The organism is Candidatus Methanomethylophilus sp. 1R26 (assembly GCF_001481295.1).
GTDB lineage: Archaea > Thermoplasmatota > Thermoplasmata > Methanomassiliicoccales > Methanomethylophilaceae > Methanomethylophilus.
In genome coordinates, this window is record NZ_LOPS01000006.1 from 15204 (window position 1) to 37080 (window position 21877).

A 21877-nucleotide genomic window follows, 5' to 3' on the forward strand; every position below is an offset into this window, starting at 1 on the left:
GGGGCCGCAGGCGAGAATTACGGATATACTTCAAAACCGTAATTTATTATAATCGATTAAACGTTTTACGACCCATGGATAAGATGAGGAGGGTGATGATCGCTTGCGTCACCTTCGATACCGTGAGGATCAGCCAGCCTGTGGAATTCTACGGTTCCAACGTGGTGTACCTGATCCATTATGTCCGCGATCCGGAGAAACCCGGCAATGTCTACCGCGAGTTCTATATCGAGACCGTCCGCCAGATAATGGCCTCCAACAAGAATGCCGAGATAATGGAGATCAACGCCCCCGTCACCGACTTCAAGGCCATGCTCAAGGCGGTATCCGGAGCGATCTACAAAGAGAAGCAGATCAACCCCAGGTCGGAGATCCGCGTCAACCTGTCGGCAGGGTCCCCCGAGTACATCACCGCCGCGGGGATCGCCGCGATGATGAACAAAGGCGCCGAGCCCTTCTTCGTCAGGGCCGATGCTTATACGGTCCCGGATAAAGAGGTCGAAAAGGTCTATTTCAGGGACGGGAAGCCGGTCGGGCTCATCAGCTCGGTGAAGGATGTCGTCGACATGCCGCCGTTCACCGTGGAGATGCCGGACGAGAAGCTCGTCAAGGCCCTCCGCGTGTTCGCCGAGATGATAAGCGAATCCCCGACGGTCAGCTCCTCCGAGGTCATCTCCACCCTTCAGAGCAAGGGCCTGTGGACCAAGAGGAACCACATCGACGGGAACTCCGACACGGTCTATTACCAGCGGAAGTACATCGACGTATGGATCGCCCGCGGGTGGATCGAGAGGCTCGGGGGCAAGAGATCGGGGTACAAGCTGACCGAGAACGGCGCCATCATCATCGATTCCCTCTGGAACGAGGTCGAGACGGAAGACGCCGCGGTGAACTGAGGGGCTCAGGCCCCTTTTCGGGGCCGTCCCGTCGTAGGCGCTCAGAGGCCGTGCCTGCGGGAATCGATGATGGTGTCCCTCAGGCCCTTGTTCTCGCGTTCCAGGGCCTCGATGCGCCTCTCGGCCTCCTGGAGCTCATCGGCCAGCGCCATGGCCCTCGCCTCGGTTTCGCGGGCATGGGCCTCTGCGTCCTTCACATGGACGGTGAGGTCCCCGATGGCCCGGTGCAGGCCGTCCTTCTCGTTCTTCAGCTCCCCCATCTGCTTCTTGAGCTCGTAGTTCTCCGCTCCCAGCCGGCGGGCCTCGCCGTTGATGGCCCTGAGCCTCCCGGCGGTGACGGTGATGCGGGTGCTGTCCGAGGAGCTCTCCCTCAGAGGGTCCCAGACCTGGGCCTTGGCGGCCGACAGCTGCTTCTTGAGGTCCTCGATCTGGGCGTTCTGCGCCTGGATTATGCGGATCTTCGCCTCGACCTCCTTCCTGACGGTCTCGATGTCCTCGTCGGTGACGGCGGGCGCCGTCTCGTGCGTCAGGCGGATGAGCAGCTGGTTGCGCTCCATCTGCAGGAACCTCTTGGACACCGTGAGGTTGTTGATCTCCACCGGGTCGGAGGCCAGCGAGAGCTTCGCCTCGATGTCGTCAAGCTCATCCTTGTTCCTGTCGAGCTCCGCCTTCGTCTTGGAATCCTCGGGGCTGTCGGCGGGCGCCTCGTCCTCGGCCCGCTCCAGCATCGCCTTGAGGTTCGACAGCTCCCCGCGCAGGTTCCTCAGGGTGATCTGCAGGGACCTCGAGCGGTTGGAGTCGGGACGTTCCGCGATGGCGCTCTCGGCGCTCTTTATCTTGCGCTCCGTGTCCTCGATCTGCCGTTCGATCTCCGCTCTCCCGGGATTCTGCCCTTCCATGCCGCACCCAACCGGATGGCCCGATATAGAATGTTCGACATACACGTCCGGCATGCGCATCGGTTAATAACCGCGAGGGGATGCTGTCCCGATGATGCCCGAAGATATCGCCGGCAGATGGAGGCCGGAGGGCAGGCGCCCCGCCGACGGTTCCGACTGGGATGCGCGCGCGGGGCTGTTCGACACGCCGGTCCCCGGCCCGGAGGACCCGTTCGTCGCCCTCGTTCTCGGGAAGTCTCGGCCCGATCCCTCGTTTTCCACCCTGCTGGACATCGGATGCGGCACCGGGACCTACTCCCTGGCGATGGCCTCCCGCTTCCGCAGCGTGCTCGGGCTGGACATATCGCCGGCCATGATAGGCAGGGCGCGCAGGAAGGCGGAGGAGCGCGGAGCGTCCAACGCCGAGTTCAGGGTGTCCGACTGGTCCGCCGCGGATGCCGGGAGGATCGGCAGGCACAGCGTCGTCATCGCCCACATGACGCCCGCCATCTCCTCCCCGGAGACGTTCGCCAAGATGGAGGCCGTCTCCGGAGGCTGGTGCTTCTATTCCGGGTACATCAGCCGCGGGAACCCCGTCTGGGACGAGGTCTACCGCATCACGGGCATCCCGGGCGCCCTGACCGAGTCCGACCGCCTGCTGTACGCGGTCGACATCCTCTGGAAAGCTGGGATGAGGCCCCGCATCGAGTACATCAGGGAGCACAGGTCGAGGATGCTCTCCGAGGAGGAGGCCCTCTCCGTCTACCTGGACGCGCGAGGGCGTTCGCCGACATCTCTCCCGTCCAGGAGAGGGAGATAGCCGATGCGGTGCGCTCGCGCCTGGAGGACGGGCGTCTCAGGGACGAGTCGGACCCGGTGATAGGGACAGTATACTGGAACACGGAGGAGAACGCCGATGAATGAGATCAACACGAAACTGATGGACCAGCTGATGACCGCCTGCCTCGGCTGCCGGAGATGCACGAAGGTATGCCCGTCCCATGCCCACGGGGGCTGCGACCCTTATTACGTGATGAAAGGGTGGGACGGGAACGTCACCAAGTGCATAGCTGCGGGAAATGCAGCGAGGTCTGCCCCCAGACCGACCCGAAGACCGTCATGATGCACATGAAGGCCGAGGCGCTGGAGCTTAAGGTCCCCGATTCCTTCGTGAAGGACGGGTACGTCATCGAGCCGGCCGACCCCTCATGGCGGGAAGGCCTGCCGGAGATCCCGGAGGGGAACGACATGTACCTCGTGCCGGGATGCATCGTCAAGGGGAAGCTGCCGTACCTCATCTACGCGGCGGAGAGGGCCTTCTCTGCCATTGGCATCGGGATAAAGGAGCTTCCGGAGAACAAATGCTGCACCTACCCTCTCCCCCTGCGCTCGATGACCGACGTCGAGAGGCTGGCGGTGAAGGCGAGGATGCAGAGCCACTCCCGCAGGAAGGAGATGATCACGCTCTGCGCCGGGTGCTGCAACGAGTTCGGGAGGAGCGGGATATACGCCCCGCACGTCTCGACGGTGCTCGCCAGGTACATGGACAGGATCCGGGCGCTCCCGGGGGTGAAGCTGAAGGTGGCCCTCGAGCCCGGCTGCTCGTCGGAGAGGTTCATGGGGGACTTCGAAGCGGTGGTCAGGTCGACGGGCGCGGAGCCCATTGGCAACACCTACGGATGCTGCGGCAAGAACATCGAAGGCGTGAACTCCGAGCTGATGGCCGAGCGCGAGGCCGAGTGCGCGGAGGCAGATGCCATCGTGGTCGGGTGCCCCAACTGCATGAGGTTCTACGACGCGCAGCCGGGCGGGAAACCGGTGATCCACCTGATCGAGCTCGTCGCCATGGCCGCCGGGGACTCGGAGACCCAGAGGTTCCACAAGATTAAAATCTGAAAAACTCGGATGGTGCGGGCATGTCGGACAGGATCTACGTTGTCGAGGCCATTGCGGACGGGGCGGAGGGCTTCCCGTACGATGAGATCCTGTCCCTGGGCGTCTGCTCGGTAGATCTCGACGCGGGGCAGTTCGATTCCGTCTTCGATGCCTACATCTGCGAGGAGCCCAAGAACATCGGCAAGAGGAAGCTGGACTATGCCGAGTCCAAGGGCCTCGACACCATCCAGCTCTTCGACGGCCTTTCCCTGGAAGAGGCCGCCGCCCGTTTCAAGGAGACCGTCCGCGGGCAGTACGTCACATCGTACGACATCCGCCAGGAGTTCTCGAAGTACCTGACCAACGACCCCTGGGACATCACCCTGGAGGCTCACATCATGCCGTCGATCATGATGAGGCAGCCGGTGAGTCTCAAATGCAAGCGCCCCGAGGACGAGCCCGATTACATCAGGAAGGCGTACTCCCGGATGTTCGGCAGGTCGGACCCCGCCTGCGTCGGCAGGGACCCCCGCGGGGCGCTGGCGCTTGCGCAGATGGCCTCGCAGATCATGATCGAGCTCAGGAACCGCGGGAAGTACCGACCCGAGCTCTTCACGGCCTGAGCCCGAAGATCCTCAGGTTCCCCATCCACGTCTCCGCCGCCGCTGCCAGGGCGCATCCGAGGTAGATCAGGAGCAGCAGGGCCGTCGGGATTATGAAAAGGACCATCCCCAGTATGCCGGAGGCATGCACCGTGAGGATGAGGGCCGCGACCAATATGTAGAGGACGAGCCCCGCCCCGAGGTATCTGTACCCGCGCGGATCGCGCCTGTCTTCGTAGATGAGGCCGAGACCCAGCAGGCCGAAGAACGCCGGGATCACGGACAGGATGAGCGCCAGCGTCGCGCTCTTCTTCCGTCTCCCGATCTGCTCCCGGAACTCGTCTCCGCTCCTGTCAAAGGCCCTCCGGGAATAGCCGGGCTCCGGCTCGTCGCGGGCGCTCCTCGGGACCTCCGCATAGCATTGGGGGCAGGTGAGGGAGTTCTGCGGGACGACCGCGCCGCATCTGGGACAGTACCTGGTCATCCGTGCACTTCCTGCAGGCGGAATGCGGTGAAGGTCCCCTCGGCGACGGTCTTCCCGCCGTCGAACGCCTTGACGTTCACAGTAATTATGGACCTGGTCCTGTTCATGACCGTCGATTCCGCCTCTATCACATCGCCCCTTCCGGGACGGTAGTACTGAACATAGGTCGACTGGCCCACAGCGTGGCCGTCGATGTTGGTTATGATTGCGAAGCAATGGTCCATGACCCCGCAGATCGCCCCTCCGTGCCAGAATCCGTTGCTGTTGCGGTCGCGGTCCTTCACGGGCATGCGCACCCTGACGCGCTCCTGCGAGATGAGCACAGGCTCCATGCCGTTGTCCCTGAAGTAAGGGGCGTTCAGCATCGCGGTGATGTTGGCCGCATACGCTATCGAGTCGGGCGAGATGTATTTCGCCGCGGTCTCTTCGTCCATAGGGTGCGATGCGCTAACGGCGATAAAACCTGTTGCGCTCAGAATCGGTCAGAACCGTCCACCCCTCCTGCTTCCCTTTTAATACGACCCGCGCGATTAACGGCCGATATGGCCGAGAGACTGACCGTTACGCAGCTCAACGAACGCGTGCACAGCATGCTGAGCTCCTCCAAGGACCTCAACGGAGTGTGGCTGCTCGGCGAGATCTCCGGCCTGAAGAGGTCCCCGCAGGGGCATTACTACTTCACAGTCAAGGACCAGGGCAGCAACATCCCGGCCGCCCTTTTCAGGGGATCGAGGAGCAGGATAGATTTCGAGCCTGCCGATTCCATGAAGGTGGAGGCGTTCGGCCATGTGGACCTCTACGTCCCCTACGGGAGGTACCAGTTCATCGTCGAGACGATGAAGCGCTCGGGGATCGGGGAGCTGTACCAGAAGTACGAGGAGCTGAGGAAGAAGCTGGATTCCGAGGGGCTCTTCTCCAGGCCTAAGCGCCCGCTCCCCAGATACCCCAAGGTCATAGGCGTCGTCACCTCGCCGACCGGGGCGGTCATACACGACATCATCGTCACCACCGGGAGGAGGTATCCGGCGGACATCCTGCTCGCCCCTGTCCAGGTCCAGGGCGAGGGCGCGGCCGAGGACATCGTCCGGGGGATCGAGCTGATCAACAGGGTGGGCGCGACGTCCTGATAGTCGGGAGGGGAGGAGGGTCCATCGAGGACCTCTGGGCGTTCAACGAGGAGCCCGTCGTCAGGGCGATCGCCGCCTCCCGCATCCCCGTCATCTCATCCGTCGGCCATGAGACCGACACCACGCTCGCGGATTTCGCGGCCGATGTCCGCGCCGCCACCCCGACAGCGGCAGCCGAGCTCGCTGTCCGCGACAAATCGGAGATCCTGCGCGAGCTGGAGGACGACGCCGCCCGCCTCAGCAAGGCCATCCAGATGAAGCTGGGGCACATGGAGTCGGACCTGGGCCTGCTGAACGCGAAACTGGACCCCGGGCGCATGGAGGAGCGCACGGCCATGCTTGGACTGAAGATCGAGGAGCTGGCCTCGAGATGCGCCCGCGCGCTGTCCCAGAAGGTCGCGGACATGCGCAGGAGGCTCTCCGATGCGGATGCCGCCCTCCGCCCCGCCCTGGCGGCCGAGACGGCGGCCAAGAGGAAGATGCTGACCGACCTCTGCGGAGGCATCGACAGGGATATGTCGTCCGCGCTGGCGGGCGCCAGGCTCAGGCTGGAGTCGCTGTCCGCCCGGGCGTCCCCTGCCGGGAGGAGGGCCCTGGACGCCGCTTCCGCCCTCCTGTCGGGAACATCGGCGAAACTGGACGCGCTGAACCCGTACTCGGTGCTCGACAGGGGCTACAGCATAGTGACGTCCGCTGACGGCAGGGCGGTGTCCTCCGTCAGGGACATAGAAACCGGGTCTTCCGTCACCATCCGCATGAGGGACGGCAGGGCGGAGGCCGAGATCAAAGGGAAAGAGGAATCGATATGAGCGGAGAAGAGAAAGTTCAGGAGCAGGGCGCGGAGATCGATCAGATGTCCTTCGAGGACAGCATGAAGGAGCTGGAGGACCTCGTCAAGCAGCTGGAGAGCGGGCAGCTCGACCTCGACAAGAGCCTCGAGGTCTACGAGAGGGCAACCGCGCTCAGGGACCACTGCAGGAAGATCCTCGACGAGTCGGAGCGCAAGGTCCAGAAGATCATGCAGAACGGCAGGAAAGAGGACTTCGAGGACGAGCAGCGACGGCTCGATCAATGAGGGTTCCGGGATCAGATGTGCCAGAGATCGATCTTGTGATCCTCGCACCATTTCCCGGACTCGCGGTAGAGCCTGCTCTCTTTGAAGTACGAGGGCCCGTACGCCAGGCGGATGGCCCCGCCGAGCTCCCCCTCCCTGATGTGCGACGCATTGTAGGAGCCGAAGCTCTCCCTGAGGGCCATGGCGAGGACGGCAACGGCATCATGCCCGCGCACGGCCTGCCAGAGGTCGTTCTCCATGGACTTCTGCATCGCCCTGACCTGATCGGCTATGGCGTTCTTGGGATACATCTGCCCCATGGACTGCGAGTAGACCTCCGATACCATCCTGGGTATGTCGTTCTCAAGCGTCTTGGGGTTGATGAACCTCGAATGGTCGAGGTCCTTGAAGTTCAGGTTCATGCCCTTCTTGTAGGAGATGTACATGAGGATGCAGACGGGGCCGGCGGCCTTGGCGAGGGCGTCGGATATCTTCCCGTGTCTGTTCTCGAACGCCTTGATCTTCTCCTGGTCACCGTATTCCGCCAGCACGTCCTGGAGCGCCCCGGAGCACAGGGCGGTGGATTCCATGTCGTTGCGGTCGGTAAGGAAGACCTGGGGGACGCAGCGCCTGTTGAGCAGGCGGTCCAGGTCGGCATCGGCGATACCGATGACGCGGCCGTCGCGCCTTTTAGTCTGGCACTCCACCACCGAATGGCGCACGTTGTCCTTCGAATGGGCGATGATTATCCTCACATGCACAGGGTCTGCGAACTTGGAGTACAGGCGGCTGTCGGTGACGCCCTCCACCACGAGGAACGTGCCCCCGAACACCGAGCGCATCATCGAGATCTCATTGGCGATGTCGCTCGCTGTGACATCGTCGCGCAAATCCCTCATTCCTTAGCCCTCAGCTCGACGGCCAGGTCCCAGTCGTCGTGTATGACCGAAGGGGCATGCGTGGCGACTATCATCTGGAGGTTCCTGACGCGGGTGATGTCGGCGAAGATCTTCCCCAGCTGCTGCTGCCAGGACACGTGCAGGGAGACCTCGGGCTCGTCGATGATCGCGAGGTAGCCCGGCCCTGCCCTGAAGAGCAGCAGGTAGAACATGATCAGTATCTGCTTCTCGCCCGAGGAGAACTTCGACAGGGGGACGATGGTGCCGGTGCGGTCCATCCTGGCCTCGAAGAAGCCCTTCTCGTTGATGGTCACGGTCTTGTTGACGTAGATGTTGTTGACTATGTCGCGGTAGACGATGAGGCTCTCGGCGAAGCCGTAGTACTTGTCGACGTACTGCTTCAGGGAGAGGGCGAGCTTCCTGTAGTCCGCACGGTACTGCGATATCTCGTACCTGCTCGGAGGGAACCTGTACCCTGCGGGGATCTGGGGCCCGAACCCGGCACCCTTGATGAAATCGATCTTCGCTTCCAGGTCGCGGAAGAGGCTGTCGAGCTCGGCATCGGAGATCTCCGCGCCGCTGTCCTGCGCCGGCGAGAGCGCGGAATCGGCGATCGCCTTCTGGATGTTCTCGGAGAGTTCCCTCATGTAGACCATCAGGCTGGGGATCACATGCCCCTCGCCGTCTTCGGAGTACGCGCGGTCGGGCCCGATGTAGAGGCATTTCATGATTCCGCGCAGGTCCGCGAGCCCGATCTCCTCCTCGACCTCGCTCCTCTGGGCCAGGATGTTGAGCTCCTGGTTGTTGTTCTCGACGATGATGTTGGTCCCGCCGTCGAACATGAGGTCCATCCTCTCGAAGGGGACGGTCCTCACCTCCTCGAGGTTCCCGTTCAGGACGTTACTGACCATCCTCATAACGGTGGATTTCCCTATCCCGTTCTGGGAGTGGATGTACGTCAGCCTGCCCTTGAGCTCGATCTCGTAATCGAACTCGTTGAACAACTTGTAGATGATTATCTTCGAGAGCAACTCCGTCCCTCCTCCTTCGTCTTCCCAATCGTTTCTTCCGTATTATAACTTGAGTGATTACTTCCGGGTCTGGTCAGGACCGGCATCCCCGTTCCCGTCCGCAGGTCCGCTCCCCGTATCCTTCGGGCCGTACCCCTCCTCGCTGAGGCTCCGGAAGAGGCCCATCGAGCGCATCTCATCCCTCACGGCATCGGCGCGGGCGCGGTCCCTGTCCTGGAGGTAGACGAGGTATGTGGTGCCGACCATCATGAAAATGTCCCTGGCGGCCCTCTCGCAGAAGGCATTGTCCCTGAGGATGGTGTAGGCATGCTCAAGGTCATCCGGGTCTAGCTCCCCGTCGCCTTTGCGGAGGGAATGGTAGAAGTAGGCCAGGGCTACGCGTTCGTCGGGGAGGCCGCTCTCCTCCTTCTTCGGAAGGAAATCGATGAGCTCTTCCATGCGCTTCCTGCTCTCGGGGATGAGGTCGGGGTCGGAATCGGCAGCTATCCTCGCGAACATGAGGATCCCGTCGCCGTATTGCTTCGGGTCCGTGTCCCTGAGCGATTCCGAGGTGCGCAGCAGCTTCTTGGCGTACTCCCTCCCCTTGCCCGGGTTGCCGGCGGAGTAGGCAGTCTGGGAGCAGACATGCAGGCAGTGCAGGAGATCGGCGGTGCGCTCTTCGGAAGGGGAGGCGGCCATGGCCGCTTCCGCGCATCCGGCCGCCTTCCTGGCCGCCGCGAAGGCCTGCTTCATCTTCCCTTTCATGGCATAGAACGATGTCATGGCGTCGTAGACGTTCACGGCCGCCGGGATCGATCCGCGGTAGGCCCTGCCGCCGCTCTTCTCGATCTCATCGGCCATCGCGCGGATCGCGGCGTCTCCGTCAGGCTTCCCGACCGACGTGTCGAACGCGTACTCCACCCTCAGCGCCGCCGCATCCTCGGAGTCGGACTGCTCGGCATGCTCGAGGGCCCCGCCGTAGATCTTCGCGGCGGCGTCGCTGTCCCCGTTCCAATCCATTATCCTGCCTGCAGTGAACGCGGCCGATATCCCGATGTCGCGGACCTCCGGCGTCAGCGGGTCCGTCGCGAAGGCCTCCTCCTCGATCGTCAGGCATTCCGACACCGCTTCCCTTTCGCGCTCGTCGTCCCTGAGGGCCTCGGCGACCTTTAGGCGGGCCCGCAGCCCCTCGATTCCGGTCAGGCCGCGCGCCGCTTCCCTGAGCGAGTAGACCTTCATCGAGGGCTCGTACACGGACCCGTCGGATAGGGTCAGCCGGCGGTCGCCGGTCGGGAGGGTCCCGTACACGACCGGGGTCGTGCCGCACTCGGGGCAGTGCGCAGCGGCGGAGACGACCTCTCCCGTCAGGGAGTGCACCACCATGAGCTTGCAGGCCTTCCCGCACACGGGGCATCTGGCTTCGACGGTGGTCTCGACGGAGCGTTCGGCATCGGTCATGCCCGATGATATGAGGGGTGCGTTTAACCTCTTTTCGGGCGGATTAATATAATCCCGGCTGTGTCGGGGGAGACGATGGACAACTCAGAGGCCCTGAAGGCGATAGGACAGAACATAAAGGACGAGAAGAACGATGAAGCGGCCCTGCAGATCATGGACCTGGCCTCGAGGAACCAGGACGATCCCATGCTGCTGCTCACCTGCTGCTCCATGCTCAGGACCGTCGGCGACGAGAAGGATTACCCGTCCGTCCTCTCGGTCCTCATGTCCCATCTCCCCGACGATCCTGAGAAGCGCTACCAGGTGGCCGCCGGCCTGATCTCCCTGGGCAGCCTGAGGGACGCAGAGGAGGCCCTCGCCCCGCTCGAGTCGTCCGACAAGGTCCTCAGGGCCCGCGCCGCCGTCCAGCACGGCCTCGGAAGGCACGAGGAGGCGCTCTCCACCCTGGCCGGCATGGGCAGGCTCGGGGAGGTCGACCGCGTCCTCAAGGTCCAGGCCCTGGGGTCCCTCGGCAGGCATGACGAGGCGATCGCCGAGGCGGAGGACCTCCTGAAGATGAACGATTACATGTCCGGGAGGGCCTACATCTCGGCCCTCGTCCTCGCGGACCGGAGCAAGGACGCCGCCAAATACGCCCGCAGCAGGATGAAGCAGAAGGACGCCGACGGCTACGCGCTCGTGGCGTTCTACTCCTGGCTCAACGGCAACTCCACCGCATGCGGGGCGTTCTCGTCCAAGGCCCTCCAGTTGAGCGAGCGCCACATCGGCGCGCTCGAGACGTTCGGTTACGGAGCAGTGGACAAAGGGGCCATCTGGGAGGCCAAAGTGGCTGCCGGCGCCATCAACGAGGCCGAGCCCGGGAACCCCGCCGTCTTCCGCATCCTCGCGATGTGCAGGGAGAAGGAGAAGGAGTGACCGGCCCCTCGGGCCTCATTTTCTGTCGTACCTGTCCGACAGCCCCTGTATCTTGCGGATGTACTTGCGCCCGCTGACCTGGAAGTCAGCGGACAGCCTGACATCCGACCAGAAGGACCTGGTCAGCATTATGATGGCCATGACCATCTCCATCCTTCCGAGCCACATGAGGGCGCACATCAGCGCCTTGGCGGCGGCCCCCAGCTCTTCGTAGCTGGTGAACGGGTTGAAGTGGCCGCTGCCGACGCCGGTGTTGGTGATGGCCGCCAGCACGGTCCCGAACGCGGTGTGGACATCGTAACCCGGCTCGATGAGCATGAACACCGCCAGCCCGATCAGCATGACGATCAAGAAGAGGAAGATGGTGGATATGGCCGAGGTGATGGCCGAGTTGTCCACATCGTTCCCGTCGACGCGGAGGGTGGAGACCATGCCGGGGGTGTATGATCCTGCCCATGCCGGCCAGGACGTAGGACTTCATCGCCATCAGCCTGTGGATCTTGATGCCTCCCGAGGTGGACCCGGACATCCCGCCGATGAACTCGATGATGAGGAGCAGCATCATGGCCATCGCGGGCCACTGGGTATAATCGGTGATGGCGAACCCGGAGGTGGTCCCGGCGGCGACGACCGTGTAGGCCGCATGCCAGAGGGACTCCCCGATCTTCCCGAGGGTGTCGAAGGAGTACTCGGTCTCGCTCGATACGACGATGACGGACGTGATGATCACGGCGCAGGACACGAACCAGTAGACCATCGTCCTGAACTCGTTGCTGCTCCAGATGGAGCGGCGGTTCTTCTTTACCAGCGAGCGGAACAGGAGGTAGTAGTTGGTGGCCCCGAGGAACATGAACACCATGGTCGTGAACTGCACGGGGAAATCGTAGCTGGCCATGCTGTCCGCCCTCGGGAGGAGGCCTCCGGTCGGGATGTCGGAGAGGGAGATGCAGACCGATTCGAATGGGGAGACGCCCATGATCACCAGGAGGAAGATCTCTATTATTGTCAGCCAGGAGTACACGCGGATGAAGTTCCTGGCGCTCTTCCCGATCTTGGTGGTGTACCCTCCGGTGTCGGAGCCGGCGAACTCGTTGGTGGAGAACCCCGCGCCCCCGACGCCCAGCATGGGCAGCAGGATGACGTAGATGATGACGACCGTGATGCCTCCGGCCCATTCGACGACCGCCCTCCAGAGCAGGATGGAGCCGTCGACGGACTCCGGATCGTCCAGGATCGTGGCGCCGGTGGTGGTGAACGCCGACACTGACTCGAACACTGAGTCCGCGATGCTCATGTCCGACAGCAGGAACGGCACGGAGATGATGGCGAACGACATGACCCAGATCTCCGTGATCAGCAGGATCCCCAGGGACGGGGACATCGACTTCTCGTTGGAGAAGAAGAGGTACATGAACAGCCCCCCTGCCAGGACGAACGGGCAGGGCATCAGGAACACGGTGGAGTCGTCCCCGATGAGCCAGGCGTACAGTCCGACGGTCAGGAGCGCGAACGCGAGGGCGGATGCGATCATCCCGAGGACCTTGACGGTCCCGGACTCCCACCTCTGCAGGGACTTGATCCTGCGCCTCGCATTGTTCATGCTGATGTACATTTCACGGCTCCGTGATCTTGTTGCCGAACAGGTGCGACAGCCTGAGGGCGTTGGGCTTGTTGACGAAGAGCACGGCGGTGTCGCCCTCCTTGAAGACGTCCGACAGCCTCGGGAGGATCATCTTCCCCTCGCGGATGATGGCGGCGAGCCTGACCCCCTCGGGGTAGGTCACGTCGCCCACGTACTTGCCGCGGACGGGCATGTCGCGGGCGATCTCCGTCCTGAGGAGGTAGTCGCCGGGGATCTCCATCTTGGTGTAGCCGGTGTCCTTCCCCTCGATCTCCATCAGGATGGTGCGGTAGATCTCGTTGGCGATCACGCTCCTGTACCCGACGACGGACTCGATGCCGGCGTACCTGAAGATGCCGTCGTAGTCCTCGAGGGTGTAGATGGAGATGATCTTCCTGATGCCGAACCTCAGGGCGGTCATGCTGGCCAGCAGGTTCCTCTCGTCCATGTCCGACACGGTGATGATGACATCGGCGCGGTCGACGTTCTCGGACTTCAGGAACACCGGGTCGACGGGGTTGCCGTTGACCACGATGGCCTCCCTGAGCCTCTTGGCGGCGTTCCTGCACGCCTCGAGGTCGGAATCGATGATCTTGACGAAGAACCTCTCTTGCATGGCCAGTAGCGCTTTCGCGACGCGTATCGCCAGGTTCCCGGCGCTGAGGATGACGACCTCGCGGGCCTCCTTCCTGACGCCGATCTTCTCGTTGACCTCGTCCATCGCCCCCTGCATGCCCAGGACGCATACCCTGTCGCCCGCGCGGAGGTCGGCGGTGTCGACGTCGGTGATGACCGTGCTCCCCCGGTGGATGGCCATGACGGTGCATCCCTCGGGCAGGTCGGCGGACATCACGGTCTTCCCCACGGCGTTCTGCCCGTCGGAGATGCGGAACGTCGCCAGGCAGAGCCCGCCCGAGAGGTGGTCGTAGGCGATCGCGTTCTCCATGTAGGTCAGGCGGATGATCTTGTCCGCTATTATATCGGAAGGGGAGAGGATGAGGTCCGCGACATCGTTCCCGATGACGTAGTCGGAATCGCGGACGCAGGCGATGGTCCGTATCGAGGGCTTGATCCTCTTCGCCTCCATGCAAATGAAAAGGCAGACGGCATCGTCGGAGACGGCGGCGATGATGAGGTCGGCGGACACCCTCTCGATGGCCCCCTTCAGGACGTGGGGTTGCTGCCGTCCTCCCTGAGGACGGATACCTGCAGGGAGTTCTTGGCGTTCTCAGTCCTGGCCGGGTCCTTGTCGATGATGAGGACATCGTTGTCCTTCTTGGCGGCCTGCGCCGATGCGAGCCCGACTTCGCCCGCACCGACTATGATGACTTTCACATGCATTCGATGCGGTAATCCGATATTATCTTTGCCAGGGACGGAAAGCGCCCGCGGAGCCCGCCCGAGGCCCCTTCCGATGCGCCCGCCTATATAGCCGACGGAGCCTGATATAATGTACGTATCCAGATGCTGGCACATCTGGTTCCCGGTTCCGCCGGGACAGCAGACGGGGCCTCAGGGCCCGCGTACGCGCGTACGCTCTGGGTAATTATATTAAATAGCGGGCCATAGGCGTCAGCATGGCAAACGAGGACGGGGGCTCCTGGAAGCAGCCCGAGAAATGGAAGCCGATCACCGAGGAGTACTGGATCGCCAACCGCATGTCCAAGACCGACGAGGTCAAGGACACCGTCGAGGAGATCATCAGGAACGTCCGCGAGAACGGCGACAAGGCGCTCCGCGAGTACACCCTGAAGTTCGACAAGCAGGACATCAAGGATTTCGCGGTCTCCCGCGAGGAGATCGAGGCCGCCTACGACAAGGTCGACCAGAAGACCGTCGACGAGCTCGAGAACGCCGCCTTCAACATCGAGAGGTTCCACAAGCTCCAGGTCCCTCCCGACTACTGGCAGACCGAAGTCGAGCCCGGGATCACCCTGGGCATCAAGAGCACCCCCCTGGAGAGGGTGGGATGCTACATCCCCGGAGCTCGCCAGCTATCCCAGCACCGCCCTCATGACCGTGGTCGCCGCCAAGACCGCGGGCGTCGACGAGGTCGTCTGCTGCACCCCGGCCCCGGTCAAGCCCGCCGTCCTCGTCGCTCTGGACATCGCGGGATGCGACGAGATCTACACCGTGGGCGGCGCCCAGGCCATCGCGGCCATGGCCGTCGGGACCGAGAGCATCGAGAAGGTCCAGAAGATCGTCGGCCCCGGGAACAGGTTCGTCACCGAGGCCAAGATACTCCTGCAGGCCGAGGTGGGCATCGACTTCCCGGCCGGTCCCAGCGAGGCCGCCGTCCTGGCCGACTCCTCCGCCGTGCCCGAGTACGTGGCCGCCGACCTGGTGGCCCAGGGCGAGCACGGCCCGTCCTCCGCCTTTGTCCTCGTGACCGACGACCCGGAACTGCCCGACAAGGTCTGGAAGTGCATGGTCAGGCAGCTCGAGAAGGAGCCGCGCAGGGACATCATCGCCAAGGCGATGGAGAACTCCGGCTACATCGTCTGCAAGGACATGGACCTCGCCGTCGAGACCATGAACGGCGTGGCCCCCGAGCACCTGTGCATCGAGGTCCGCGACCCCATGGACGTCCTCTCCAAGGTCAGGAACGCCGGCTCCATCTTCATCGGGCCCTACACCCCCATCGCCGCCGGCGACTACGCGTCCGGTACCAACACGTGCTCCCGACCAGCGGGTACGCCTCCGTATGCTCCGGGCTGACCGTGCAGATGTTCAGGAAGACATCCACCGTGCAGATGCTCACCAAGGAAGGCCTGGCCTCCCTGGCGCCCACTATCATGACGCTCTCCGCCGAGGAGGGCCTGCACGCCCATGGGCAGTCGGTCAGGGCCAGGAAGGTCTGAGGATGCCGAAGACGGCCGCCTCCAAGCCCGCCAAGGAGATAGACCTCTACGACAGGTCGCTCTACATCAACAGGGAGATCTCCTGCTCGAGTTCAACAGGAGATGCCTGCAGGAGGCCATGGACCCGGACGTCCCCCTGCTGGAGCGCGTCAAGTTCCTGGCGATATGCTACGGGAACATGGACGAGTTCTTCATGATCCGCATGCCGGGGCTGCTGGGGGCGGAGGTCGACCGCCTCATCAACATCGGCCCCGACGCCTACGACGACGAGGGCGCGCTCATCCGCGACATCAACTCCCGGGCGGCCGAGCTCATCGACGGATACGAGAACGCCTGGGCCAAGCTCGAGGCCCCGCTGGCGAAGGAGGGCATCAGCATCCTCTCCATCTCTGCCGTCGACGCGAAGCAGAAGATGTGGATCGACGACTACTACTCGGAGAGGGTGCATCCCCTCCTGACCCCCCTCGCCCTCGACATCTCCCATCCGTTCCCGTTCATATCCAACAACTCGCTGAACATCGCCGTCAAGCTCCGCAAGGAGGACGGCGAGGTGCTCTACGCCAGGGTCAAGGTGCCGGTGGGCATCCTCCCCAGGTTCGTCAAGGTGCCCTCCGGCGGGTCGACCAAGCAGTTCGTCCTCCTCGAGAACATCATCAAGGACAACATCGGGGCCCTCTTCCCGGGCCTCGAGGTCCTCGGGGCGTACAAGTTCCGCATCACCAGGAACGCGGACGTCAAGGTCACCGTCGACGAGGCGGTGGACCTGATGAGCGCCGTCGAGAACGCCCTCGATTCCAGGGACATCGGGTTCCCGGTGAGGATGGTCGTCGAGGAGTCCATGCCCACCGATCTCGTGTCCGTGTTCGCCAAGAACCTGAAGCTCAGGGACAGCCAGGTGACCAGGGCATCCGACAAGGGGATGCTGTTCACCGACCTCTGGGACATCGCCGGCCTGAACCTCCCGGGGCTGAAGTACAAGCCGTTCACCGGCTCGGTCCCCCAGGAGATCGCGGAATCTGCCAGCATGTTCGACGTCATCAGGCAGAAGGACTGGATCATCTTCCATCCCTACGAGACGTTCGAGACCGTCATCAGGTTCCTCAGGGAGTCCGCCGACGACCCCAACGTGCAGTCGATCAAGATCTGCCTGTACCGCCTGGGGAAGAACTCCGAGATCATCAGGCAGCTGATGCGCGCCAAGGAGAAGGGCAAGGCCGTCTCCGTCCTGATGGAGCTGCGCGCCAAGTTCGACGAGGTCAACAACATCGCCCTGGCCAGGGAGCTCGAGAAGATCGGCGTCCACGTGGTCTACGGGCCGGTCAACCTCAAGGTGCATTCCAAGCTCCTGCAGGTGGTCAGGCTCGAGAAGGACCACCTGGTCCGCTACACCCACATGAGCTCGGGGAACTACAACGCCAACACCGCGAAGCAGTACGCCGACATCTCGTTCTTCACGGCCAACCAGGAGATCGGCGAGGACGTCGGGGAGCTCTTCAACGCCCTGACCGGGTACTTCGGGCCCAGGAAGTACAGGCATCTCCTGGTCGCCCCCCTCACCCTCAAGTCGACCCTTATCGAGATGATCAGGAACGAGGCGGAGAACATGAGAGCCGGCGGGAAGGCGTACATCGCCATGAAGGCCAACGGGCTGATCGACAGCGACATCATCGCCGAGCTCTACCGGGCCTCGATGGCCGGCGTGAAGATCGACCTCAACATCCGCGGCCTGTGCTGCCTCCGTCCGGGCGTGAAGGGAGTATCCGACAACATAACGGTGACCAGCATCGTGGACAGGTTCCTGGAGCACGAGAGGATCTACTACTTCCTCAACGGCGGGGACCCCAAGATGTACATGGGCTCCTCCGACATGATGCCCAGGAACCTCATAGCCAGGGTGGAGGTCCTGTTCCCGGTACTGGACAAGGAGATGATGATCCTCATCCGCGACCGCATCCTGAAGCCGACGCTGGAGGACAACGTCAAGTCCCGCGTCCTCAGGCAGGACGGGACGTACGTCCTGCGCAGGCCGAAGCCCGGGCAGGAGAGGATGAGGTGCCAGGAATGGTTCCTCGAGAACAAGGGGGTCTGGCACGGATAAGACGGTCGGCTTCATCGACGTGGGCACCAACTCGGTGCACATGCTGGTGGTCCGCTTCTACGACGGCTCCCTGGGGACGACCGTCTACCAGGACAAGGAGACCGTGCGCATGGGCCAGAGCCTGTACGCGCAGGGCGCCATCGACGCCGAGACCCTGGAGAAGACCAGGATCGTCATCAGGAACTTCGTCGGGGTCGCCAAGGAGTACGGGGCGTCCGAGATCGTCGCCATGGCCACCTGCGCGGCCAGGGAGGCGTCCAACCGGCAGGAGCTGGTGCACGCCATCAAGAGCGAGGGCGTGGACCTGCATGTGATCCCCGGTCTGGAGGAGGCGAGGCTCATCCGCCTGGGCGTCCTCGGGCCGGACTCGGACTGCCGGACGCTCTGCATCGATGTGGGCGGCGGGAGCACGGAGATCTCTCTGGGCGACGGGAATGGGGGCGTGTACCTCGATTCCCTGAGCCTCGGAGCGGTCAGGCTGGCCTACGGCTCCGGCATAGACCAGAGCGGCAGGGTCACCTCCAGGCAGTACGACGCCCTCAGGAGGATCGTGGACACCGCGTCCTACCGCAGCGTCGGGAGGGTCAGGGACATGGGCTTCGACCGGGCCGTCGGCTCGTCCGGGACCATCATGGCCATCGGGGAGATGTGCGGCTCCCTCAGGGGTGACAGGGACGGCTCGTACTTCACCTACACCGAGCTGTCGTCCCTGATGAAGGACGTCTGTTCCCGCGACGTCGGGGAGAGGCTGAAGCTCCCCAAGATGACGGCGAACCGCGCCGACATCATCGTGGGCGGCGGGGCCGTCGTCGAGGAGCTGATGTTCCTCTTCGGCATACAGAAGATGGAGGTCTCCAAGAACGGCCTCAGGGAGGGCATGCGCACGGAGTACCTGCTCGAGCACGGGCAGTCGGACTTCGACCTGCGCGGCTCGTCGGTGAACGGCCTCGTCTCCCGCTGCGGATGCGACAGGCGCCATGCCGATGCGGTCAGGAGGTACTCTCTCGCCATCTACGACCAGATGGCGGAGAAGGGGATCATCGCGGGCGATCCCCGCTTCCGCGAGCTCCTGGGATATGCGGCGGAGCTCCATGACGTGGGGGAGTTCATCAGCTACGAGAGGCACGCGGCGCACTCCTTCACGATAATAAAGAACTCCTTCCTGCCGGGGTTCGACGAGCATGAGCTCCTGCTCATGGCGCTCATGGCCAGGTTCCACCACAGCTCCGTCCCGGGCCCCTCGTCGAAGTACTTTGCCGGCCTCGAGCCCGATGAGGCCGGGCCCCTGAGGGAATGCGCCCTGGTCCTGCGCATGGCGGACATCCTGGACAGGAGCAGGGACCGTTCCGTGGAGTCGATAGAGATCTCCCCGGTGGGAGCGAGCGTCGTGATGCGCCTGATGTGCACCCGTGACATCAGCATGCAGCTGTGGAAGCTCAAGACCATCAGGGACGAGTTCTCCAACGTCTTCGACAGGAAGCTGCGGGTCGTGGACATAAGGGAGCCTGCGCACCGACCTTCCCCGCCGGCGGACGGCCGTTCCGGCGCCCGGGCGCGCTTTCGGACAGGAGTTAAAATATCAGAAAGGCCATCTCGGAACCATAAGTTCGGGACAGCCCCCTTGCACTTGGCGAAAGCCAGGTTGTCCCGGGCTTTGCTTTTTCTCTGCTCCGTTCCGCGGCCATGCTCTCTTTCCGGCATGCGCTGCGTTCCGGATGTTCCCGGGCATGATGCCGGTCGGCCGCCGGAAGAACGATCATCAGTTCGGCTCGATGAAATCCGAACAGCCGTCGGCCCGGCGCTCTTCCCCAGCATGCAGGCACCATGATGCACGATCATCCGCTGGGATGGCATCTTTTATCATCCGCATTGCAGTATGCGAGGGCATGGGCGGTTTCTTCGACGAGATGGTGAAGGAGGAGGGCGCAGGCTCCGTGAAGTCCGGCCTCTGCGTCATATGCAAGGGCGCCCACATGCTCTGCGGCAAGGAGCGCTGCCCCCTGATGATCAAGTTTTACTCCCGCCAGAGATCGCGCCCCATCACCTCGTCCAAGGACCTGGCCGGAAGCAGCCCCCCGGGCGTCTTCATCGGCCGCTACGGCTATCCGAAGGTGGCCATCGGCCCCCTCCTCCCCGGGGAGTTCGGCGACACCAAGGTCATGGACACCCCCGAGATGTGGATGGGGAAGTCCATCGACGATGTGGTGAGCATGAGGGACGGGCTCGTCAGGGGCAAGTTCACCATCGACGCGAAGGACCAGAGCAAATGGGGGAAGGACGTCCTGACCGTCCAGGAGCTGTCGCTGACCAAGGACCCGGTCTCCGTGGAGGCCAAGTTCTCCGAGCGCCCCCACGGGAGGATCGTCCTCGATGACGAGATCCAGCCCTTCGGCCCGTCGGCGAAGATGGAGAGCTTCAGCAAATCCAACGGGAAATGGGAGCGGAACCTGGAGAAGGGCTACTACGACACCGACGAGAACGCCAAGTCGGCGGTGCTGGAGGCCTATTACAACGGCACCCTCATCTCCGAGATCCAGAAGGCGTTCTCGGCGGGGACGCTGGGGGTCCAGAAGAACCGCCGCTTCGTCCCCACCAGGTGGAGCATCACGGCCGTGGACGACATCATCGGGAAGGACTACCTGTCGCGCACGCGCTGGTACCCGACCATCGACGACTACCGGGTCTACCATTTCGAGCAGCTGGACAACAGGTGGTGCATCATCATGCTCCCGACCACCTGGCGCTTCGAGCTGATCGAGGCATGGTACCCGGACACCGCCTGGAACCCGGCCAGGTCGGGCATCCCCTCGGGCATCGGGGACAACGATATGTTCGGCAGGGGCGTCGAGATAATACACGATTCCGAGTTCTTCGACAGCAGGTGGGAGTACGCGCACATCGGCGGATGCTACTACGCTTCGAGGATGGCGGTGAACGAGCTGCTGGAGAGGGAGCACCGCTCTGCAGGCGCGGTGATCTGCAGAGAGGCCCATCCCGGTTACGTGATGCCCGTGGGCGTGTGGAATGTGAGGGAGAACGTCCGCATGGCCCTGAAGCAGGAGCCGCACCGCTTCGACAGCCTCGACGGCGCCCTGGGATACCTCTGCTCGGTCATGGACATACCCAGGAGGGTGTGGATCAGGAACTCGGATGTGCTCACGGACTTCCTGAGGCAGAGGAGGATCGAGGACTACTACGGGAAGAGCAAGACCGACCTGGGGCCCGATCGACGGGCGGTCACTTCCGGGTAAGTATGTTGCGGGGCGGTTACTTCTCCGGATATAAACCCCGAAGAGCATCATGATGCCCGACGAAGAATGGACCAGGCTCAGAGGAGAACATATCTTATCAAGAGGCTGCTCGCCGAAGCAGGAGAGAGTGCTGCCGTTATCCCGGAAGGCGAAGATGGGCAGAAGCGCCTGCTCAGGTCGCTGATGAACATCCGCCCCCCGGGGGCGGCGGACGGGGACTTCCTGGAGGTCCAGGACGTGTACCTGCGCAATGAGATAGAGGAAGCCGGCATCACGGACATCGCGGACCTCCGCCCGGTCTGCGGGGACCTTTACCTTTGGCAGGGGGACATCACCCGCCTGCGCTGCGGAGCCATAGTGAACGCAGCCAACAGCGGGATGACCGGCTGCTATGTGCCGTGCCACGCCTGCATCGACAACTGCATCCACACCTACGCCGGCGTGCAGCTGAGGCTGGAATGCGCCCGGCTGATGTCCGGGAAGCCTGCCGGCGAGCCTGTCGGGCAGGCTGAGATCACGAGGGCGTACAATCTGCCGTGCAGGTACGTCATCCACACGGTCGGGCCTATGATCCGGGGATCGGTCTCCCCCGAGGACGAGCACCTCCTGGCATCGTGCTACCGCTCATGCCTGGAGCTTGCTGACGCTCATTCGGCCGGGAGCATAGCGTTCTGCTGCATCTCGACCGGCGTGTTCCGCTTCCCCAACAGGAGGGCGGCCGAGATCGCCGTGGACACCGTCAGGGCATACAAGGAAGAGACAGGGAGCGGGACCAAGGTGATCTTCTGCGTCTTCAAGGACACGGACCTGGAGATCTACCGCAGCCTTCTGGGGGCAGGGCAATGATG

At 63.3% G+C, this 21877-nt stretch carries 20 protein-coding genes and 4 pseudogenes; 14 read left to right on the top strand and 10 right to left on the bottom strand.

Going from position 1 to position 21877, the window contains the following annotated elements; translation table 11 throughout:
* Positions 1 to 74 precede the first annotated feature (74 nt).
* Positions 75 to 896: a DUF6293 family protein gene (locus tag AUQ37_RS01270; protein WP_058747083.1), complete on the top strand. Its 822-nt coding sequence runs from the start codon at positions 75 to 77 to the stop codon at positions 894 to 896.
* Between the two features lie 41 nt (positions 897 to 937).
* On the opposite strand, the gene AUQ37_RS01275 is transcribed toward AUQ37_RS01270, so the two are convergent.
* Positions 938 to 1795, bottom strand: coding sequence for a hypothetical protein (locus AUQ37_RS01275; protein ID WP_058747084.1), 858 nt, complete (start codon positions 1793 to 1795; stop codon positions 938 to 940).
* A 91-nt stretch (positions 1796 to 1886) separates the two neighbouring features.
* Between AUQ37_RS01275 and AUQ37_RS01280 the strand changes: the two genes are divergently transcribed.
* The 4 genes from AUQ37_RS01280 to AUQ37_RS01290 all read left to right on the top strand — a co-directional run bounded on the left by AUQ37_RS01280 (position 1887) and on the right by AUQ37_RS01290 (position 4272).
* Positions 1887 to 2594 (top strand): class I SAM-dependent methyltransferase, encoded by a 708-nt coding sequence (locus AUQ37_RS01280; RefSeq protein ID WP_058747085.1) that lies wholly within the window; start codon positions 1887 to 1889, stop codon positions 2592 to 2594.
* Positions 2595 to 2690: 96 nt separating this feature from the next.
* Positions 2691 to 2897, top strand: a complete 207-nt coding sequence (locus tag AUQ37_RS10490) for a 4Fe-4S dicluster domain-containing protein (RefSeq protein WP_201013615.1) — start codon at positions 2691 to 2693, stop codon at positions 2895 to 2897.
* Positions 2837 to 3670 carry a heterodisulfide reductase-related iron-sulfur binding cluster gene (locus AUQ37_RS01285; protein ID WP_201013616.1) on the top strand — a complete coding sequence of 278 codons (834 nt, stop codon included), beginning with the start codon at positions 2837 to 2839 and terminating at the stop codon, positions 3668 to 3670. Before AUQ37_RS10490 ends, AUQ37_RS01285 begins: the two co-directional genes overlap by 61 nt.
* A 20-nt stretch (positions 3671 to 3690) precedes the next feature.
* The gene (locus AUQ37_RS01290; protein WP_058747086.1) at positions 3691 to 4272 is read left to right on the top strand and encodes a hypothetical protein; all 582 of its coding nucleotides are present in this window, start codon (positions 3691 to 3693) and stop codon (positions 4270 to 4272) included.
* Here the strand turns inward: AUQ37_RS01290 and AUQ37_RS01295 are convergent.
* The gene (locus AUQ37_RS01295; RefSeq protein WP_058747087.1) at positions 4262 to 4735 is read right to left on the bottom strand and encodes a zinc ribbon domain-containing protein; all 474 of its coding nucleotides are present in this window, start codon (positions 4733 to 4735) and stop codon (positions 4262 to 4264) included. The genes AUQ37_RS01290 and AUQ37_RS01295 overlap by 11 nt on opposite strands.
* The gene (locus tag AUQ37_RS01300; RefSeq protein WP_058747088.1) at positions 4732 to 5169 is read right to left on the bottom strand and encodes a PaaI family thioesterase; all 438 of its coding nucleotides are present in this window, start codon (positions 5167 to 5169) and stop codon (positions 4732 to 4734) included. The genes AUQ37_RS01295 and AUQ37_RS01300 overlap by 4 nt, the downstream gene beginning before the upstream one ends.
* 156 nt (positions 5170 to 5325) lie before the next feature.
* On the opposite strand from AUQ37_RS01300, the pseudogene xseA reads away from it, so the two are divergent.
* Positions 5326 to 6671 (top strand): annotated as a pseudogene (xseA, locus tag AUQ37_RS11805) (exodeoxyribonuclease VII large subunit).
* The gene (locus tag AUQ37_RS01310; RefSeq protein ID WP_058747089.1) at positions 6668 to 6937 is read left to right on the top strand and encodes an exodeoxyribonuclease VII small subunit; all 270 of its coding nucleotides are present in this window, start codon (positions 6668 to 6670) and stop codon (positions 6935 to 6937) included. The pseudogene xseA and the gene AUQ37_RS01310 overlap by 4 nt, the downstream one beginning before the upstream one ends.
* 11 nt (positions 6938 to 6948) lie before the next feature.
* Here AUQ37_RS01310 and AUQ37_RS01315 read toward each other — a convergent pair whose 3' ends face one another.
* Genes AUQ37_RS01315 through AUQ37_RS01325 form a run of 3 tightly spaced genes read right to left on the bottom strand, consistent with a single transcriptional unit; the run spans position 6949 to position 10283 of the window.
* Complete coding sequence (locus AUQ37_RS01315) at positions 6949 to 7815, bottom strand: DUF4435 domain-containing protein (RefSeq protein WP_235584785.1); 867 nt, start codon at positions 7813 to 7815, stop codon at positions 6949 to 6951.
* Positions 7812 to 8846 carry an AAA family ATPase gene (locus AUQ37_RS01320; protein ID WP_058747090.1) on the bottom strand — a complete coding sequence of 345 codons (1035 nt, stop codon included), beginning with the start codon at positions 8844 to 8846 and terminating at the stop codon, positions 7812 to 7814. Before AUQ37_RS01320 ends, AUQ37_RS01315 begins: the two co-directional genes overlap by 4 nt.
* 57 nt (positions 8847 to 8903) lie before the next feature.
* Complete coding sequence (locus tag AUQ37_RS01325; protein WP_058747091.1) at positions 8904 to 10283, bottom strand: hypothetical protein; 1380 nt, start codon at positions 10281 to 10283, stop codon at positions 8904 to 8906.
* A gap of 75 nt (positions 10284 to 10358) precedes the next feature.
* Between AUQ37_RS01325 and AUQ37_RS01330 the strand changes: the two genes are divergently transcribed.
* Positions 10359 to 11198, top strand: a complete 840-nt coding sequence (locus AUQ37_RS01330) for a hypothetical protein (RefSeq protein WP_058747092.1) — start codon at positions 10359 to 10361, stop codon at positions 11196 to 11198.
* A 186-nt stretch (positions 11199 to 11384) separates the two neighbouring features.
* Here the strand turns inward: AUQ37_RS01330 and AUQ37_RS11810 are convergent.
* The 4 genes and pseudogenes from AUQ37_RS11810 to AUQ37_RS09835 all read right to left on the bottom strand — a co-directional run.
* Positions 11385 to 11630: pseudogene (locus AUQ37_RS11810) on the bottom strand (potassium transporter TrkG); the annotation flags it as partial.
* Between the two features lie 61 nt (positions 11631 to 11691).
* Positions 11692 to 12810, bottom strand: a pseudogene (locus AUQ37_RS11815) (TrkH family potassium uptake protein); the annotation flags it as partial.
* A 1-nt stretch (position 12811) separates the two neighbouring features.
* Positions 12812 to 13966, bottom strand: coding sequence for an NAD-binding protein (locus tag AUQ37_RS01340; RefSeq protein ID WP_058747094.1), 1155 nt, complete (start codon positions 13964 to 13966; stop codon positions 12812 to 12814).
* Between the two features lie 17 nt (positions 13967 to 13983).
* Complete coding sequence (locus AUQ37_RS09835; RefSeq protein WP_157844238.1) at positions 13984 to 14154, bottom strand: NAD-binding protein; 171 nt, start codon at positions 14152 to 14154, stop codon at positions 13984 to 13986.
* 323 nt (positions 14155 to 14477) lie between these two features.
* Here AUQ37_RS09835 and hisD point away from each other — a divergent pair.
* From hisD to AUQ37_RS01365, 6 genes and pseudogenes are all read left to right on the top strand, one after another.
* Positions 14478 to 15680 (top strand): annotated as a pseudogene (gene hisD, locus AUQ37_RS01345) (histidinol dehydrogenase).
* Between the two features lie 2 nt (positions 15681 to 15682).
* Positions 15683 to 15877 carry a hypothetical protein gene (locus tag AUQ37_RS10505; protein ID WP_201013618.1) on the top strand — a complete coding sequence of 65 codons (195 nt, stop codon included), beginning with the start codon at positions 15683 to 15685 and terminating at the stop codon, positions 15875 to 15877.
* Positions 15799 to 17778 carry a polyphosphate kinase 1 gene (gene ppk1, locus AUQ37_RS01350; protein WP_201013619.1) on the top strand — a complete coding sequence of 660 codons (1980 nt, stop codon included), beginning with the start codon at positions 15799 to 15801 and terminating at the stop codon, positions 17776 to 17778. The genes AUQ37_RS10505 and ppk1 overlap by 79 nt, the downstream gene beginning before the upstream one ends.
* A 19-nt stretch (positions 17779 to 17797) precedes the next feature.
* Positions 17798 to 19606, top strand: a complete 1809-nt coding sequence (locus AUQ37_RS01355; protein WP_235584786.1) for a Ppx/GppA phosphatase family protein — start codon at positions 17798 to 17800, stop codon at positions 19604 to 19606.
* Positions 19607 to 19664: 58 nt separating this feature from the next.
* Complete coding sequence (locus tag AUQ37_RS01360; RefSeq protein WP_058747095.1) at positions 19665 to 21029, top strand: Nre family DNA repair protein; 1365 nt, start codon at positions 19665 to 19667, stop codon at positions 21027 to 21029.
* A gap of 66 nt (positions 21030 to 21095) precedes the next feature.
* Positions 21096 to 21875: a protein-ADP-ribose hydrolase gene (locus tag AUQ37_RS01365; RefSeq protein WP_058747096.1), complete on the top strand. Its 780-nt coding sequence runs from the start codon at positions 21096 to 21098 to the stop codon at positions 21873 to 21875.
* Positions 21876 to 21877 lie beyond the last annotated feature (2 nt).

Excerpts from the sequence above, each read along its gene's own strand:
- AUQ37_RS01330 (WP_058747092.1), top strand. The coding sequence starts at position 10,359 with ATGGACAACTCAGAGGCCCTGAAGGCGATAGGACAGAACATAAAGGAC.
- AUQ37_RS01295 (WP_058747087.1), bottom strand. The coding sequence starts at position 4,735 with ATGACCAGGTACTGTCCCAGATGCGGCGCGGTCGTCCCGCAGAACTCC.
- AUQ37_RS01270 (WP_058747083.1), top strand. The coding sequence starts at position 75 with ATGGATAAGATGAGGAGGGTGATGATCGCTTGCGTCACCTTCGATACC.
- AUQ37_RS01310 (WP_058747089.1), top strand. The coding sequence starts at position 6,668 with ATGAGCGGAGAAGAGAAAGTTCAGGAGCAGGGCGCGGAGATCGATCAG.
- AUQ37_RS01290 (WP_058747086.1), top strand. The coding sequence starts at position 3,691 with ATGTCGGACAGGATCTACGTTGTCGAGGCCATTGCGGACGGGGCGGAG.
- AUQ37_RS01365 (WP_058747096.1), top strand. The coding sequence starts at position 21,096 with ATGGACCAGGCTCAGAGGAGAACATATCTTATCAAGAGGCTGCTCGCC.
- AUQ37_RS01360 (WP_058747095.1), top strand. The coding sequence starts at position 19,665 with ATGGGCGGTTTCTTCGACGAGATGGTGAAGGAGGAGGGCGCAGGCTCC.
- AUQ37_RS01300 (WP_058747088.1), bottom strand. The coding sequence starts at position 5,169 with ATGGACGAAGAGACCGCGGCGAAATACATCTCGCCCGACTCGATAGCG.
- AUQ37_RS01280 (WP_058747085.1), top strand. The coding sequence starts at position 1,887 with ATGATGCCCGAAGATATCGCCGGCAGATGGAGGCCGGAGGGCAGGCGC.
- AUQ37_RS01275 (WP_058747084.1), bottom strand. The coding sequence starts at position 1,795 with ATGGAAGGGCAGAATCCCGGGAGAGCGGAGATCGAACGGCAGATCGAG.
- AUQ37_RS10490 (WP_201013615.1), top strand. The coding sequence starts at position 2,691 with ATGAATGAGATCAACACGAAACTGATGGACCAGCTGATGACCGCCTGC.
- AUQ37_RS01315 (WP_235584785.1), bottom strand. The coding sequence starts at position 7,815 with ATGAGGGATTTGCGCGACGATGTCACAGCGAGCGACATCGCCAATGAG.
- AUQ37_RS10505 (WP_201013618.1), top strand. The coding sequence starts at position 15,683 with ATGCCGAAGACGGCCGCCTCCAAGCCCGCCAAGGAGATAGACCTCTAC.
- ppk1 (WP_201013619.1), top strand. The coding sequence starts at position 15,799 with ATGGACCCGGACGTCCCCCTGCTGGAGCGCGTCAAGTTCCTGGCGATA.
- AUQ37_RS01325 (WP_058747091.1), bottom strand. The coding sequence starts at position 10,283 with ATGACCGATGCCGAACGCTCCGTCGAGACCACCGTCGAAGCCAGATGC.